At 70.0% G+C, this 15846-nt stretch carries 10 protein-coding genes; all 10 read right to left on the bottom strand.

The genetic code is table 11. The features are described from left to right. Positions 1-119: 119 nt before the first annotated feature. Positions 120-725 carry a sarcosine oxidase subunit gamma gene (locus OG542_RS38175; RefSeq protein WP_328417111.1) on the bottom strand — a complete coding sequence of 202 codons (606 nt, stop codon included), beginning with the start codon at positions 723-725 and terminating at the stop codon, positions 120-122. Continuing rightward, entirely contained in the window at positions 718-4029 is a 3312-nt protein-coding gene (locus OG542_RS38170) for a sarcosine oxidase subunit delta family protein (protein ID WP_328417109.1), read from the bottom strand. Before OG542_RS38170 ends, OG542_RS38175 begins: the two co-directional genes overlap by 8 nt. Positions 4030-4049: 20 nt before the next feature. Continuing rightward, positions 4050-5282 (bottom strand): sarcosine oxidase subunit beta family protein, encoded by a 1233-nt coding sequence (locus OG542_RS38165; protein WP_328417107.1) that lies wholly within the window; start codon positions 5280-5282, stop codon positions 4050-4052. Then, positions 5279-6562 carry a serine hydroxymethyltransferase gene (gene glyA, locus OG542_RS38160; RefSeq protein WP_328417105.1) on the bottom strand — a complete coding sequence of 428 codons (1284 nt, stop codon included), beginning with the start codon at positions 6560-6562 and terminating at the stop codon, positions 5279-5281. Before glyA ends, OG542_RS38165 begins: the two co-directional genes overlap by 4 nt. Next, positions 6559-7419, bottom strand: coding sequence for a bifunctional methylenetetrahydrofolate dehydrogenase/methenyltetrahydrofolate cyclohydrolase (locus tag OG542_RS38155; protein WP_328417103.1), 861 nt, complete (start codon positions 7417-7419; stop codon positions 6559-6561). The genes glyA and OG542_RS38155 overlap by 4 nt, the downstream gene beginning before the upstream one ends. 94 nt (positions 7420-7513) lie before the next feature. Beyond that, a complete protein-coding gene (locus tag OG542_RS38150; RefSeq protein WP_328417101.1) occupies positions 7514-9952 on the bottom strand; it encodes a GcvT family protein in 2439 nt (812 codons plus the stop codon). A 227-nt stretch (positions 9953-10179) separates the two neighbouring features. Beyond that, positions 10180-11142, bottom strand: coding sequence for an ABC transporter substrate-binding protein (locus tag OG542_RS38145; RefSeq protein WP_328417099.1), 963 nt, complete (start codon positions 11140-11142; stop codon positions 10180-10182). A gap of 14 nt (positions 11143-11156) precedes the next feature. Continuing rightward, the gene (locus OG542_RS38140) at positions 11157-13157 is read right to left on the bottom strand and encodes an ABC transporter permease (protein ID WP_328417097.1); all 2001 of its coding nucleotides are present in this window, start codon (positions 13155-13157) and stop codon (positions 11157-11159) included. Then, a complete protein-coding gene (locus OG542_RS38135; RefSeq protein WP_328417095.1) occupies positions 13157-14245 on the bottom strand; it encodes a quaternary amine ABC transporter ATP-binding protein in 1089 nt (362 codons plus the stop codon). The genes OG542_RS38140 and OG542_RS38135 overlap by 1 nt, the downstream gene beginning before the upstream one ends. 20 nt (positions 14246-14265) lie before the next feature. Next, the gene (locus tag OG542_RS38130) at positions 14266-15735 is read right to left on the bottom strand and encodes an aldehyde dehydrogenase family protein (protein ID WP_328417093.1); all 1470 of its coding nucleotides are present in this window, start codon (positions 15733-15735) and stop codon (positions 14266-14268) included. Positions 15736-15846 lie beyond the last annotated feature (111 nt).

Genomic DNA, 15846 nt, shown 5'->3' with positions numbered 1-15846 from the left:
GCCCGACTCGGTCGCTGACCAGGACAAGACCCTGCTGACCAGGGCAAGACCCTCATGACAAGCGGCGGTCGGTGATCCCGGACACCGGATCACCGACCGCCGCTTGCATGCTGCCCGCGTCAGCCCGTCCACTCCACAGCCGCGTCCAGCAGCCAGTCCGTCAGGTATTGGGCGAAGGACGAACGGACCAGCACCCAGAATCCGGCCCTGGGATCGTCACGGGCGACCAGGACGACCTGGGTGCGGCCCATGTTCGTCTGGGCGCAGCGTCCCGGGCCGAAGACCCGCGGGTGAAGATCCAGCGAACAGCCGTGGGCCAGCACGTCGCGGGCCCGGGAACCCGCGACGAGGAGCGTGGTGCGCTGAGCCGAGACATCGATGACGGAGACGGGCTCGTCGCCGGCGGCCTCACGGATCCGGCTCTCCAGGTCCTGCTGACCGCCCGGCGGGCCCACCACGAGCCACTCGTCGGGGCCGAGCCACAGAGCGGTCAGCTTTCCGGCGCGCACGACGGTGTCGGGTTCGACGGGCAGTTGGAGGCCGAGCGTGAGCCCGACGGCGTCCGCCGCTGCTCCCTTGGGGTCGAGACGTACGTTGATCTGGGTCAGGAAGGGGAGTTCCGCCAGCCGGATCGCGCCCCCGGAGGTGCGGGTCGCGGCGGCCAGCCGGTCGGCGGCATGCGACAGGGGGCTGCGGAGCGGGGTGGTAACGGCGGTGTCAGCCATCGCGGCGGGCTCCCTCGGGGTCGTAGAGGACGGGGCTCGCGACGGTCACCGGGACCAGCCGGTCGCCCACGGGGGCATAGAGTCGCTCACCGATGCGGTCCCGGCCGCCCTTGACCAGGGCGAGGGCGAAGGTCCGGCCGAGGGCCGCGCTGCGGTAGCTGGACGTGACGTGGCCGAGCATCGGGACGGGCGGCGCGGGCAGCACACTGCAGGCGACCAGGTGCGTGCCCTCGGGGAGGAACGTGCCCGGGTCCTCCGGGAGCAGACCGACCAGGTGCTTGCGGTCGGGGCGGGCGGTGTCGGCGCGGGCGTGGGAACGCTTGCCCACGAAGTCCGCCTTCTTCTTCGACACCACCCAGCTCATGCCCAGATCCTGGGGTGTGACCGTGCCGTCGGTGTCCTGGCCGACGATCGGATAGCCCTTCTCCGCTCGCAGGACGTGCATCGTCTCCGTGCCGTACGGGGTGATGCCATACGGGGCGCCGGCCTCGTACAGCGCCTTCCACAGGGCGAGGGCCTCCCACGGTGACACGTTGATCTCATAGGCGAGTTCGCCGGAGAAGCTGATCCGGCACACCCGCGCGTCGACACCGGCGACCGTCGTCTCGCGCCACGCCATGAACGGGAAGTCGTCGTTGCTCACGGCCAGTTGAGGTGCGAGCGAACCGAGGACCTCGCGGGAACGCGGCCCGACCAGGGCGACGGTGGCCCACTGTTCGGTCACTGACGTGCAGTGCACGCGCAGTTCGGGCCATTCCGTCTGCTGCCACTCCTCCATCCAGTCCAGGACGGCGGCGGCGTTGCCCGTGGTGGTGGTGACAAGGAAGCGGTCCTGGGCGAGCCGGATGACGGTACCGTCGTCGAAGATCATCCCGTCCGGGCGGCACATCACGCCGTAGCGGATCATGCCGACCTTCAGGGTGCTCATCATGTTGGTGTAGAGCAGGTCGAGGAAGGCGGCGGCGTCAAGGCCCTGAACGTCGATCTTGCCGAGGGTGGAGGCGTCCATGAAAGCGACGCCCTCGCGGGCGGCGGCGCACTCGCGCAGCACCGCCGCCTCCATGTCCTCGCCGTCCTGCGGGTAGTACCAGGGGCGCTTCCACTGGCCGACGTTCTCGAACAGGGCGCCATGCGCGACGTGCCACTCGTGGAGCCCGGTGGTGCGGATCGGGTCGTGCAGGGCACCACGGTCGCGGCCGGCGAGGGCAGCGAAGGAGACGGGAGTGTACGGCGGACGGAACGTGGTCGTGCCGAGCGCGGAGATGTCCACGCCGAGCAGTTCCGCGACGACGCCGCCGGCCAGGACGCCTGAGGTCTTGCCCTGGTCGTTGGCGGTGCCGGCCGTGGTGTAACGCTTGGTGTGCTCGACGGAGCGCATGCCGGCACCGGTCGCCCGGGCCAGGTCGTCGACGGTGACGTCGCGTTGCAGGTCGACGAAGTGCGGGGCGCCTTCCCGGCCCGGGACGGTGAAGACCCGCATGGGCGGCGTCCGCGGCGGTGTGGCCACCTGTGGCAAGGGCGGGGCTTCGCAGGTGTAGCCCTCGGCCTCGAGCGCGCGGGCTCCGGCGGCCGCTCCCTGCGCGAGAACCCGGGCCAGGTCGAAGACCCCGCTCGCGCCGCCCGCGACCTCGACCGCCTGGCGACAGGTGTCGGGGACGAAGGTGCCGAGTACCTCGTCGTAGCGCAGCTTGCCTCCGGCCTGGCTGAACAGGTGCGCGACCGGGTTCCAGCCACCGGAGACCAGGAGCAGGTCGGCGGCGAACTCCCGCTGTCCCGCGGACTGTCCGTACGGGGCGACGGTCACGGAGGTGAGCCGGGGGGCGCCTTCCGTTCCCGTGACGGCGTGGCCCGCCAGCACCTCGATACCGGCCTGCCGGGCACGCTCCGCCCACTCCCCCGGCTCGGTGCGGGTGTCGACGACGGCGTCGACCGCCACGCCCGCCGCGGCGAGGTCCAGCGCTGCCGCGTAGGCGCTGTCGTTGGTGGTGAAGACGAGCGCGTGGCGGCCGGGCAGGACGCCGTGGCGGTTGGCGTAGGCGCGGGCCGAGGCGGCCAGCATCACACCGGGGCGGTCGTTGTCCGCGAAGGCCAGCGAGCGTTCGTGCGCGCCGGTGGCGAGGACGACGCGACGAGCGCGGATGCGCCAGACGCGTTCACGGGAGACACGGTCGGGGGCCGCTGCCCCGAGGTGGTTGGTGCGGCGCTCCACGGCGAGGAGGTGGTTGTCGTCGTAGTAGCCGAAGACGGTGGTGCGACGCAGGACGCGTACGTCGGGGGCAGCGTCCAGCCGTGCGGTCGTTTCATCCACCCAGTCGAGCAGTTCGCCCGTGCCGAGGAGGCTGCCGCCGGGATCCGGCCGGTCGTCGGCGAGGATGACGCGGGCACCTGAGTGGGCGGCGGCGGCTGCTGCGGCGAGGCCGGCCGGGCCCGCGCCGACGACCAGGAGGTCGCAGTGGGCGTGTACAGCGTCGTAGCGGGCCGGATCAGGGTCGGTGGCGAGGCGGCCCTGGCCGGGGAGGCTGGTCGCGACGAGGCCTTCGTAGAGCTCGACGGTGGTGGCGGGGAGCATGGGCTCGGGGAACGGGGCCTCGATCTGGATGACCGCGTTGGGTTCCTCGACGCCGGCCGAGAAGATGCCCCGCGGGCGGCCCAGTTTGATGCTGGTGCCGGTCTGGATGACGCCGTTGGCGAGGAGGGCGGAGGCCAGGGTGTCGCCCTTGTAGCCCTGATATGCGGTGCCGTCGAAGGTGAAGGTGATCGGGGTGTCGCGGTGGATTCGGCCGCGGGTGGGGTGGCGGAACGGCTGGGTTTCCTCGCCCCAGCCGCCCCTACCCTTCCCGTCCTCCACAGGCTCCGCCCCTTCGACCCCGCTGGGGGCCGCACCCCCAGGCCCCCGCGAGGGCATCGCCCCCTGCACCCCCACCGGGGCTGCGGCCCCGGGCCCCGCTTCGGCCCGGACGGCCTCGTCCTCAATCGCCGGACGGGCTGGTGGAGCCGGACGCGGCTCGAGAGCGCCCGCGCGCGGTTCAACCGTTCCCGGGCGTTCCTCCCCCGCCCGGTAAACCGTCAGGATCTCGTTCGTGGAGGTGTCCCGCACCGCGTTGAACCAGCGGCGGCAGCCCGCCGCGTGGCTCCAGCGCTCGGCGAAGGGGCCCCTGGGGTTGTCGCGGAAGAAGAGGTACCGGGCCCATACCTCGTCGGTGAGGGACGCCTGGTCCTCCGGGTAGGGCACGTGGGCCTGGCCGCCGTAGTGGAACTCGGCCTCGTCGCGGGGCCCGCACCACGGGCAGGGGATCAGCAGCATGGGTCGGCTCCCTAGTGGTCCTAGTGGGCCACCGCGGCCGCGCCGTGCTCGTCGACGAGCGCGCCGGTGGTGAAACGGTCGAGTGAGAAGGGGGCGTTCAGCGGATGCGGTGTGTCGTGCGCGATGGTGTGGGCGTAGACCCAGCCGACACCGGGAGTTGCCTTGAAACCGCCGGTCCCCCAGCCGCAGTTGAGGTAGAGGTTGTCGACCGGGCTGAGGCCGATGATCGGTGAGGCGTCGGGGCTGACGTCGACGATGCCGCCCCAGGTGCGCAGGACGTGGGCGCGGGCGAAGACCGGGAAGAGCTCCAGCGCCGCCGACATCTGCTCTTCGATGATGTGGAAGGCGCCGCGCTGGGTGTAGGAGTTGTACGCGTCGATGCCCGCGCCCATCACCAGCTCGCCCTTGTGCGCCTGACTGACGTACACGTGGACCGCGTTGGACATGACGACCGTCGGGTGCACCGGCTCCAGCAGCTCCGACACCAGGGCCTGCAGGGGGTGGCTCTGGACGGGGAGGTCGATGCCCGCCATCGCCGCCAGTACCGAGGTGTGGCCCGCCGAGCAGAGCGCGACCTTGCCCGCCGCGATCGGGCCTCGGGTGGTCTGGACTCCCACCACCCGGTTGCCGACGACGTCGAGGCCGGTGACCTCGCAGTTCTGGATGATGTCGATCCCGGCGGCGTCGGCGGAGCGGGCGAGGCCCCATGCGACGTGGTCGTGCTTGGCGATGCCCGCGCGCGGTTGGTAGGTCGCGCCCAAAACCGGATAGCGCACGTCCGGGGAGATGTTGACGATCGGGCAGACTTCCTTGACGCCGTCCGCGTCGAGCCACTCGGCGTCCACGCCGTTGAGCCGGTTGGCCTCGACGCGGCGCACGCTGTCGCGGACATCCTGGAGGCTGTGGGCGAGGTTCAGTACGCCACGCTGGGAGAACAGGATCGGGTAGTCGAGCTCGTCCGCCAGTCCCTCCCACAGCTTGAGCGCGTGCTCGTAGATGCCGGCGCTCTCGTCCCACAGGTAGTTGGAGCGGATGATCGTGGTGTTGCGGGCCATGTTGCCGCCCGCCAGCCAGCCCTTCTCCAGCACGGCGACGTTGGTGATGCCGTGGTTCTTCGCCAGGTAGTGGGCGGTGGCCAGACCGTGGCCACCGCCGCCCACGATGACGACGTCGTACGAGCGCTTCGGCTCGGGGTTGCGCCACAGCCAGTCGGGGTGTTCGGGGAGCTCGGCGCCTGGGGTGCGGGGGCTCATCGGACGTCTCCGTTTTCGGACAGGTGCGGGTAGAGCGGGTGCTTGGCGGCCAGGGCCTCCGTGCGGGCGCGCAGGGCGGGCACGTCCGGCTCCGGCTGGAGGGCGAGGGCGATCACGTCCGCGACCTCGGCGAAGTCCGCCTCGGTGAGGCCGCGGGTGGCCAGGGCCGGGGTGCCGATGCGCAGGCCCGAGGTGACCATGGGCGGGCGTGGGTCGAAGGGCACGGCGTTGCGGTTGACGGTGATGCCGATCTCGTGGAGCAGGTCCTCGGCCTGTCGGCCGTCCAGCTCCGAGTCGCGCAGGTCGACCAGAACCAGGTGCACGTCCGTGCCTCCGGTCAGCACCTTCACCCCTGCTGAAGCCGCGTCCGCCCGGGTCAGGCGTTCGGCGAGGATGCGGGAGCCGGCGAGCGTGCGGGCCTGGCGTTCGGCGAACTCCGGTGACGCGGCGACCTTGAACGACACCGCCTTCGCCGCGATGACGTGCTCCAGAGGGCCGCCCTGCATGCCGGGGAACACCGCCGAGTTGATCTTCTTGGCGAGAGCGGCCTCGTTGGTGAGGATGACTCCGCCCCGCGGGCCGCCGAGTGTCTTGTGCGTCGTCGTGGTCGTGACGTGGGCGTGCGGTACGGGGTTGGGGTGCAGCCCCGCCGCCACGAGCCCGGCGAAGTGCGCCATGTCGACCATCAGCAGGGCGTCCACCTCGTCGGCGATCCTGCGGAATTCCGCGAAGTCCAGCTGCCTCGGATACGCCGACCAGCCCGCGATGATCATCTTGGGGCGGTGTTCCTTGGCGAGGCGTTCGACCTCGTCCATGTCGACGAGGTTGTCCGCCTCGGACACGTGGTACGGCACGATGTTCAGCATCTTGCCGCTGTAGTTGATGCGCATGCCGTGCGTGAGGTGCCCGCCGTGCGCGAGGTCGAGTCCGAGGACGGTGTCGCCGGGCTGGAGCAGGGCGAAGTAGACGGCGGTGTTGGCCTGGGCGCCCGAGTGCGGCTGCACGTTGGCGAAGTCGGCGGCGAAGAGGGACTTGACCCGCTCGATGGCCAGCCGCTCGGTGACGTCGACGTGTTCGCAGCCGCCGTAGTACCGGCGGCCAGGGTAACCCTCGGCGTACTTGTTGGTCGCGACCGAGCCCTGGGCCTCCATCACGGCGGAGGGCGCGAAGTTCTCGGAGGCGATCATCTCCAGGGTGGACTGCTGGCGGTGCAGTTCGGCGCGGAGCGCGGCGTGGACCTCGGGGTCCAGCTCCGCCAGGGGGGTGTTCAGCGCGTTCATACGGCGTTCGCGTTCCTCTCGGCGGACTCGACGACATTGGCGAGCAGCATGGCCCGGGTCATGGGACCCACGCCCCCGGGCATCGGCGCCAGCCATCCGGCGACCTGGGCGGCGTCCGGGTGGATGTCTCCGACCAGGCCCTGGTCGGTGCGGGTGATGCCGACGTCCAGGACGGCCGCGCCGGGGCGCAGCATGTCCTTGGTGATCAGCCCGGGTGAGCCGGCGGCCGCGACGACGATGTCCGCCTCGCGTACGTGCCAGGCCATGCCCTTGGTGCCGGTGTGGCAGAGGGTGACGGTGGCGTTCTCGGAGCGGCGGGTGAGCAGGAGCCCGATCGGCCGTCCGACCGTGATGCCCCGCCCGATCACACACACCCGCGCTCCGGCGAGCGGCACATCGTGCCGACGGAGCAGTTCGACGATGCCGCGCGGGGTGCACGGCAGCGGGGCCTCGACGCCGAGGACGAGCCGGCCGAGGTTGACGGGGTGCAGTCCGTCGGCGTCCTTGGCCGGGTCCATGCGCTCCAGTACGGCGTTGGCGTCGAGTTGGCGCGGCAGCGGCAGCTGGACGATGTAGCCGGTGCAGGCGGGGTCGGCGTTGAGTTCGTCGACCGTCTCCTCGACCTGCTGCTGCGAGGCGCCGGCGGGCAGCTCCCGGCGGATGGAGGCGATGCCCACCTGGGCGCAGTCACGGTGCTTGCCGCCGACGTAGGCGTGGCTGCCGGGGTCGTCGCCGACCAGGACGGTGCCGAGGCCCGGTGCACGGCCGGTGGTCGCGGTCAGCTTGGCGACGCGCTCGGAGAGTTCGCGGCGAATGACAGCGGCGGTGGCCTTACCGTCGAGCAGTTGTGCGGTCAACCTGGTGAGTTCCTTCCAACGAGGCCGAGCTTGAACGCCCTCTAGGGGCGCGGGGAACTGCGCGACAAGCCACGACGCGCCCGCAGACGAAGACTCAGCCACGAAGCCGGGACATCGTCGGATCGAACAAAGGCTCCTCAGCCACTACCGCCTCGACGGACTGATCGAAGTACCCGATGTGCACAACGGTCCCCGGAGCGGCCAACTCCACCGGCAACCACGCATAGGCGATGCCCTTGCCGATCGTGTATCCATACGCGGCACTCGTGACGTACCCGACCGCACAGTCACCGTCGTACACCGGCTCCTTGCCCATGACGACGGCTTCAGGGTCGTCGATCGTGAGACAGGTCAGCTTCCGCCGGACATCGGCCTTGCGCCGCTCCAACGCCGCCTTCCCGACGAAGTCGTCCTTGTCGAGCTTCACGGCGAAGCCGACACCGGCCTCGTACGGGTCGTGCTCGTACGTCATGTCCGTACCGAAGGACCGGTATCCCTTCTCCAGACGGAGGCTGTTGAACGCGCCCCGCCCGGCCACGATCCCACCCAGCGGCTCGGCCGAGCGCCAGAGCGTGTCCCACAGCTTCTGGCCCAGGTCCGCGGTGGTGTACAGCTCCCAGCCGAGTTCACCGACGTACGACAGGCGCATCGCGGTGACGGGCACGGAGCCGATGTGCGCGCGCTTGGCTCGGAAGTACTTCAGCCCGGTCGCCGAGAAGTCGGCGTCGGTGAGCGGCTGGAGGACGTCGCGGGCGAGCGGCCCCCACAGGCCGATGCAGCAGGTGCCGGGGGTGATGTCGCGGACCTGGACCGTGCCGTCGGCGGGGAGGTGGCGGGTGAACCAGTCGAGGTCCAGGTTGCCGTTGGCGCCGATCTGGAAGAGGTCGGGGGCGAGCCGGGCGACGGTGACGTCGCTGCGGATGCCGCCGTCGTGGTCGAGGAGCAGCGTGTACGTCACCGAGCCGACGGACTTGGCGACCTTGCCGGTGCACAGCCGCTCCAGGAACTCTCCGGCACCGCGTCCGCTGACCTCGAGCCGCTTGAGGGCCGTCATGTCGTACATCGCGACGGTCTCGCGGGTGGTCTGGGCCTCGGCGGCGACGATGGGAGACCAGTACCGCGCGGCCCAGTCGTTGGGGGTGACGATGGAACGGCCTTCCACCAGGCCCGCGTTGGCCTCGTACCACTGGGGGCGCTCCCAGCCGTTCGCCTCCAGGAAGAAGGCACCCAGCTCCTGCTGGCGGGCGTGGAACGGGCTCGTGCGGATCGGGCGCGGGTCCCCCGACGGCTGGAGGGGGTGGAGGATGTCGTAGACCTCGACGAAGTTCTGGCAGTCGCGGGCCAGCACGTACTCCGGCGAGAGCTGGTGCGGTTCAAAGCGGTTGACGTCGCACTCGTGCAGGTCGAACGAGGAGCAGTAGCCGTCGACCAGCCATTCGGCCAGGGCCCGTCCGACGCCCGCGGAGTGGGTTACCCAGACGGCCTCGGCGACCCAGAAGCCCTTGACGTCCGGGGATTGGCCGAGCAGTGGCAGGCCGTCGGTGGTGAAGGAGAACAGGCCGTTGATGCCCTCTTCGACCTTGGCGTCCTTCGTCGCGGGGAGCAGCGACTGGGTCTCGCTCCAGGCCGCCTCGAAGTCCTCCTCGGTGAACTTCAGGACGGACGGCATCTCCTCGGCCTCGTCCACCGAGAGGATGTCGTCGGCCGAGATCGGCATCGGGCGGTGGCCGTAGTAGCCGATGCCCAGGCCGTCGAAGCGGTCGCGGTAGTAGAGGTCGGCGTCCTGGTGGCGCAGGATCGGGCGGACCGCCTCCTGCGTCTGGCCCGCCAGGGCCGGTACCGGGCCCGTCCAGGCGAGTTGGTGGCCGAGCGGCGTGAGGGGGAGGTTCATGCCGGCCATGCGGGCGATCTTCGGGCCCCAGATGCCGGCGCAGCACACGACGATGTCGGCGGGGATCTCGCCCTGGTCGGTGAGGACGCCGGTCACCGCGCCGTCGGATCGCTGGACGTCGAGGACTTCGTGACGGGCGAGGAAGCGCACGCCGCGCTCGGTGGCCCGGCGGATCTGCGCCTCGACGGCGAGGACCGCCTTCGCGAGGCCGTCCGTGGGCACGAGGAGGCCGGCGAGGACCTTGTCCGGGTTGACCAGCGGGTGCTGCGCGACGCACTCCTCGGTGCTCAGCAGCCGGGACTCGATGCCCCAGGAGGCGAGCCAGCCGTGGCGCCGCTGCAGCTCCGTGACGCGCTCCGGGCTGGTCGCCACCTCCAGGCCGCCGACCTGGAGGAAGCAGGGCTGACCGTCCACGTCGAGCGAGCAGAATTTCTCGACGGTGTAACGGGCCATCTCCGTCATGGTCTTGGAGGGGTTGGTCTGGAAAACCAGGCCCGGGGCGTGCGACGACGATCCCCCGGTGGCGGGCAGTGGGCCCTGGTCGACCACGGTCACTTCGGTCCAGCCTCGCGCGGAGATCTCATCGGCGAGCGCTGCTCCCACGACGCCCGCTCCGATGATGACCACCCGGGGTCCCGCCATCGCCGCACCTCCGACGTTGAAGACGATCCAGTTGCTGTCTGCGCAACAAGGTTCAGGTTGCGCAACTCAATGTGCCCGCCGAGGACAGACGTGTCAAGGGGTCCGCGACGCCCGAAAAGCCCCCGGGAGCGGCAGGGAGGAATCACCGGAAAACGACGAGGCCCGGCAGGCTGAGGACACAGCCTGCCGGGCCTTTCCGGCGGGGTTCACCAGGGCGGTCGTGGGCCCTACTTGATCCAGGCGTCGACCTTGTCGCGGTTGGCCTCGACCCACTTCTTCGCCGCCGCGTCGGGCGACATCTTGTCCACCGCGATGTACTTGGCGACGGTGTTCTGGTCGTCGTTCGTCCAGGTGAAGTTCTTCACCAGGTCATAGGCCGGGCTGCCCGACTTGGCGAACTTGGCGCTGACGATCTTGTCGAGTTCGTATACCGGGTAGTCGCAGGCGACCTTCTCGGTATCGGCGTCGCAGCCCGTCTTGTACTCGGGCAGGCTGACCTTCTTCAACGGCACCTCGGACATGAACCACTGCGGCTCGTAGAAGTAGCCGATCACCCATTCCTTGTTCTTCTCGGCGTTGCGGTACGCCTGGATGAGCGCGGTCTCGCTGCCCGCGTACACCACCTTGAAGTCCAGCTTGAGGTTCTTCACCAGCGCCTCGTCGTTGGTGACGAACGACGGATCGCCGTCGAGGAGCTGCCCCTTGCCGCCCGACTCCGAGGTCTTGAACTTCGACGCGTACTTGTTCAGGTTCTTCCAGTCGGTGATGTCCGGGTGCGCCTTCGCCAGCCACGGCGGCACGTACCAGCCGATGAGACCCTTGTTACCGGTCGGGCCCGCGTTGATGGCGGTCTTCTGGTCGGTGATGTACTTCTTCTTCAGATCGTCGTGACCCCAGTTCTCGACGACGGCGTCGACCTCGCCCGTCCCGAAGCCCTGCCAGGCGATCTCCTCCTTCAGGTTCTTCTTCTCGACCTTGCAGCCGAGGTCATGCTCGGCGACGTACGCGAGGACCGCCGCGTTCGCCTCGTAGCCCACCCAGGGGTTGATCGCGAGGTTGAAGGTGCTGCACTTGCCCGAGCTGCCCGATCCGCCCGCGCTGTCGTCGCCGACCTTCGCGCCGCCGCAGGCCGTGAGGGTGAGGCCGAGGACGGCCAGGCCGGCCGCGCCGGCTCTCCAGTGTCGTGCCATGGTGTGGTTGCTCCTTATGCGCCGGCGCGGCGAGCCGCTGCCTGAGTGATCCGGTCGAACATGACTCCGAGCAGGACGATGGCCAGCCCGGCCGCGAGTCCCTTGCCGTACAGCTGTCCCTGCGAGAACCCGGCCACGACGTCGTAGCCGAGGGCACCCGCGCCCACCAGGCCGCCCACGACGACCATGGACAGCACGTAGATCAGGCCCTGGTTGGTCGCGAGGGTCAGGGCGCCCTTCGACATGGGCAGTTGAACCTTGGTGATGATCTGCCAGGTGTTGCACCCGGTGGACGTCGCCGCCTCGACGGTGGCCTCGGGCACGGCCCGCACCCCGTCGGCGATGATCTTGATGGCGACCGGCGCCGCGTAGACGACGGCGGCCACGATGGCCGTGAACCGTGTCGCGCCGAACAGCGCGAGGAACGGCACGAGATAGACGAACGGCGGCATGACCTGGGCCGCGTCCAGGGTGGGCCTCAGCAGCCGGTCCACGAGCGCGCTGCGTCCCATCCACACGCCGAGGGCCACGCCGAGCAGCATCACCAGCACCGTGGCCACCGCGGTGGACGCCAGTGTGGTCATGGCGTCCGACCAGAGACCGGTAGCGACCAGCAGGCCCACGCAGACGACGGTGGTGGCCCCGGCGAGCCAGCCGCCGAGCACCGCGCCGACCGCGACGAGGGCGGCGCCGACGAGCCACCACGGGGAGTCGGTCAGCAGGGCCTGGAACGGATTGAGCAGGCCGTTGGTGAGGACGTCACGAAAGGCGTTGGTCAGGCCCGACAGATTGTCCTGGGCCCAGGTGGTCACATCGTCCGCCGTCCTGGCGATGCCGCTGCCGATGCCGCCCTCGCCGGGGAACTCGGCCGCCCATATATAGGTGTGCGACAGATACACCAGCACCGCCGCCACCACCGCGCCTGCCGCGAGCAGCTGCCGCCGCCACTTGAGGAACGGGCTGTCCGAGCCCCGGGCCGTCTCCGCCCGAGCGCTCGCCGCGGTGGTGACCCGGTCCAGCACGATGGCCAGGACGACGATGGCCAGACCGGCGTTGAAGGCCGTGCCGACGTCCAGCGACTGCAGGGCCTGGATGACGGTCGCGCCAAGGCCGGGCGCGTTGATCAGGGCCGCGATGGTCACCATGGCCAGGGCGGCCATGATGGTCTGGTTGATGCCCATCACCACGGTCCGCTTGGACATCGGCAGCAGGACCTTCAGCAGCGCCTGCCGCCGTGTCGCGCCCATCGAGTCCGCCGCCTCGACCGTGGCCTGTGGTACGGAGCGGATGGCGTGCGCGGTGATGCGGATCGCCGGCGGTGCCGCGTAGATCGTGGTGGCGATCGTGGCGGAGGCGGGACCGATCAGGAAGAACAGGGTCAGCGGCGCCAGGTAGACGAAGGTCGGCATCGTCTGCATAAAGTCCAGGAACGGTGTCACGATCCGGTTGACCCGGTCCGACAACCCGGCCCACACACCCAGCGGGATGGCGAACAGCAGCGCCACGAAGACCGCTGAGAGGGTCAGCGCCAGAGTGTCCATGCTCTCCTGCCAGAGCCCTTGCAGGCCGAGGAAGGTGAAGCCGGCCACGGCCAGCAGCGCGACCCGCCAGTTGCCCATGGCCCAGGAGACGTAGCCGACGACGCCGACGACACCGAGCCAGCCGACTTGCGGAACCGGGCGGCCCGGGGTCGGCTGCGAGATCAGATCCTGCACGAAGGTCACCAGGGAGTCGATGACCAGGCGGATCTCGTTGAAGAAGTAGAGGAAGAGCGGGTTGGAATTGCGGTTCGCGCCGATCGAGTCGTTGACGTCGTTGAACCACCGGTGCAGATCGGTCAGGTCGGCCGCCGCGAGGGACAGTGTCTGCTTGCCACGCAGCACGGCGAAGAGCACCAGCCAGACCAGCAGGATCCCGCCCACCACCACGCCGCGGTTGACCGTGCGCACGCGCCGGGCGAGAGCGGGCGGCTCCACCGTCCCGGTCTTCTCCGGTTTCTCCATCACGACGGTCATCACACGTCGCCTTCCTGCCCGGCGACCACCGCGAGGATCTCCTCGTCGCCGACGATGCCGAGCAGCTTGCCGTCCTCCACGACCTTGACCGGCTTCTCGGCCGCGAGCACCGCCCGCGTGGCCTCCTTCACCACGACGTCCGGGCCGAGCTCGGGGCCGTCCAGGGGGTCGTCGGGCTCCGCCGGGCGCATGATCCACCGCAGGGTCAGTACGTCACCGCGGGGCACGTCCCTGACGAAGTCGCGTACGTAGTCGTCGGCGGGGGCCCCGACCAGTTCGTCGCCGGTGCCGCACTGGACCATTTTGCCGTCGCGCATGATGAGGATGCGGTCGCCCAGCCGCAGCGCCTCCGACAGATCGTGGGTGATGAACACCATCGTCTTGCCGACCTCGTGATGCAGCCGGACGACCTCGTTCTGCATGTCACGGCGGATCAGCGGGTCGAGCGCGGAGAACGGCTCGTCGAAGAGGAGTATGTCCGGGTCGCCGGCCAGTGCGCGGGCGAGACCCACGCGTTGCTGCATACCGCCGGAGAGCTGGTCCGGGTAGGAGCTCTCGTACCCGGAGAGCCCGACGAGTTCGACGACCTCCAGCGCCCGTCTCGTGCGGTCGGCCCGGCTCATGCCGCGGATCTCCAGACCGAACGCCACGTTTTCGACGACCCGGCGGTGCGGCAGCAGCCCGAAGTGCTGGAAGACCATGGAGAACTTGCTGCGGCGCAGTTCGCGCAGGCGGCCCGCGTCCGCGTCGCGGATGTTCTCGCCCTCGAAGAGGATCTCGCCGGCGGTGGGTTCGATGAGCCGGGTCAGACAGCGCACCAGGGTGGACTTGCCGGAGCCTGACAGGCCCATGACGACGAACACCTCGCCGGGCGAGACCTCGAAGTCAACGTCGCGCACGGCGGCTGTGCATCCGGTGCGGTCCATCAGTTCGCGGCGGGTGAGCCCGCGAAGCTCCTCGGAACCCGGTACCTGGTCCGCCTTCGGCCCGAACACCTTCCACAGCTCGCGTACGGATATGACCGGGTCGGGTGCCGAGTCCTGGGGCATGCCGCGCCGCTGCGGCACCTCGGTCGTTGCTGGGGTCATGTTCGACCTCTTTTCGGCGTTCAGCCGCGGAACCAGTGCTGCGGCCGGGGTTGGATGTTCTGCCAGATGTGTTTGGGCTCCCGGTACTCGTCCAGGCCGGTGGGGCCCAGTTCCCGGCCCACCCCGGAGCGCCCGAACCCACCCCATTCCGCCTGCGGCACATAGGGGTGGTAGTCGTTGATCCACACCGTGCCGTGGCGCAGCCGTCGGGCGACCCGCTGGGCCTTCCCGGCGTCCTGCGTCCAGACGGCGCCGGCGAGTCCGTACTCGGTGTCGTTGGCGATGCGTACGGCGTCGTCCTCGTCGGTGAAGCGCTCCACGGTGAGCACGGGTCCGAAGGACTCCTCGTGCACCACCCGCATGTCCTGACCGCACTCGTCGAGCACGGTGGGCGGGTAGTAGTGACCGTCGGCCAGGTCCGGGTCATCGGGGCGTTCGCCACCGCAGCGCAGAACGGCGCCTTCGGCGAGGCCCGCCGCGACATACGCCTCGACCTTCGCCAGGTGCTGCGCGGAGATCAGCGGGCCGGTCTCGGCCTGCGGGTCGAAGGGGCCGCCGAGCCGGATCCGCCGGGCGCGGCGGACCACCTCGTCGACGAACCGCTCGTGCAGCGAGTCCTGGACGATCAGCCGGGCACCGGCCGAGCAGACCTGGCCGGAATGCAGGAAGACGGCCGTGAGAGCGAAGTCCACGGCCGTCTCGAAGTCGGCGTCGTCGAAGACGACATTGGGGTTCTTGCCGCCCAGTTCCAGCGCTACCTTCTTCACGGTCGCGGCGGCGGCGGCCATGATGCGTCTGCCGGTGTCCAGACCGCCGGTGAAGGAGACCATGTCGACGGCGGGGCCCTCGGCGAGGGGTGCGCCCACCTCTGGCCCGGTCCCCAGGACGAGGTTGGCGGCACCGGCCGGAAGCCCGGCCTCCTCGAACGCCCTCATCAGCAGGATGGACGTCGAGGGGGTGAGCTCACTGGGCTTGAGGACGATGGTGTTGCCCGCGAGGAGAGCCGGCGCGAGCTTCCAGCTCGCCTGGAGCAGCGGGTAGTTCCAGGGGGTGATCAGTCCGCACACGCCGATCGGCTCGTACTCGACGCGACTGACGGCGTCGTCGCGGCCGGTGTCGATCACCCGGCCCGCGTGGGTGCCGCCGAGCCCGCCGTAGTAGCGGAGGCAGGAGACGACGTCGGCGATGTCGTACTGGCTCTCCACCAGCCGTTTGCCGGTGTCCAGCGATTCGGCGCGGGCGAACGCGTCGGCGTCGCGTTCGAGGAGGTCGGCGGTGCGCAGGAGGAACGCGCCGCGCTCGCGCTCGGAGGTGCGCGGCCAGGGCCCTTCGTCGAAGGCCCGGCGGGCTGCGGCGATGGCCGCCTCGGCGTCGGGACGTGTGCCTTCCGACACGGTCACGGAGTGCGTGCCGTCGGCGGGGCAGCGGATGTCCCGGTGGCCGCCGGCCACGGGATCCCGCCATTTTCCGTCCACGTACAGGTCTGCCACGTCGAGCCCTTCGAGCGAATGGCGTTGCGCATCGTGCATCGAATTGCTTGTGGTGGAACACTCTGGAGAAGGCGGCAACCCACGTCAAGGGTTTGACCGGTGACGGTTTCG

The organism is Streptomyces violaceus, from assembly GCF_036014075.1.
In the GTDB taxonomy this organism is placed as follows: Bacteria; Actinomycetota; Actinomycetes; order Streptomycetales; family Streptomycetaceae; genus Streptomyces; species Streptomyces violaceus.
Note: the sequence above shows the minus strand (reverse complement) of the source record. Positions and strands in the feature narration are given on the sequence as shown.

What these genes read in the sequence shown, in the direction of transcription:
- glyA (WP_328417105.1), bottom strand. Translation starts at nt 6,562, where the DNA reads ATGAACGCGCTGAACACCCCCCTGGCGGAGCTGGACCCCGAGGTCCAC.
- OG542_RS38150 (WP_328417101.1), bottom strand. Translation starts at nt 9,952, where the DNA reads ATGGCGGGACCCCGGGTGGTCATCATCGGAGCGGGCGTCGTGGGAGCA.
- OG542_RS38145 (WP_328417099.1), bottom strand. Translation starts at nt 11,142, where the DNA reads ATGGCACGACACTGGAGAGCCGGCGCGGCCGGCCTGGCCGTCCTCGGC.
- OG542_RS38135 (WP_328417095.1), bottom strand. Translation starts at nt 14,245, where the DNA reads ATGACCCCAGCAACGACCGAGGTGCCGCAGCGGCGCGGCATGCCCCAG.
- OG542_RS38175 (WP_328417111.1), bottom strand. Translation starts at nt 725, where the DNA reads ATGGCTGACACCGCCGTTACCACCCCGCTCCGCAGCCCCCTGTCGCAT.
- OG542_RS38165 (WP_328417107.1), bottom strand. Translation starts at nt 5,282, where the DNA reads ATGAGCCCCCGCACCCCAGGCGCCGAGCTCCCCGAACACCCCGACTGG.
- OG542_RS38140 (WP_328417097.1), bottom strand. Translation starts at nt 13,157, where the DNA reads ATGACCGTCGTGATGGAGAAACCGGAGAAGACCGGGACGGTGGAGCCG.
- OG542_RS38170 (WP_328417109.1), bottom strand. Translation starts at nt 4,029, where the DNA reads ATGCTGCTGATCCCCTGCCCGTGGTGCGGGCCCCGCGACGAGGCCGAG.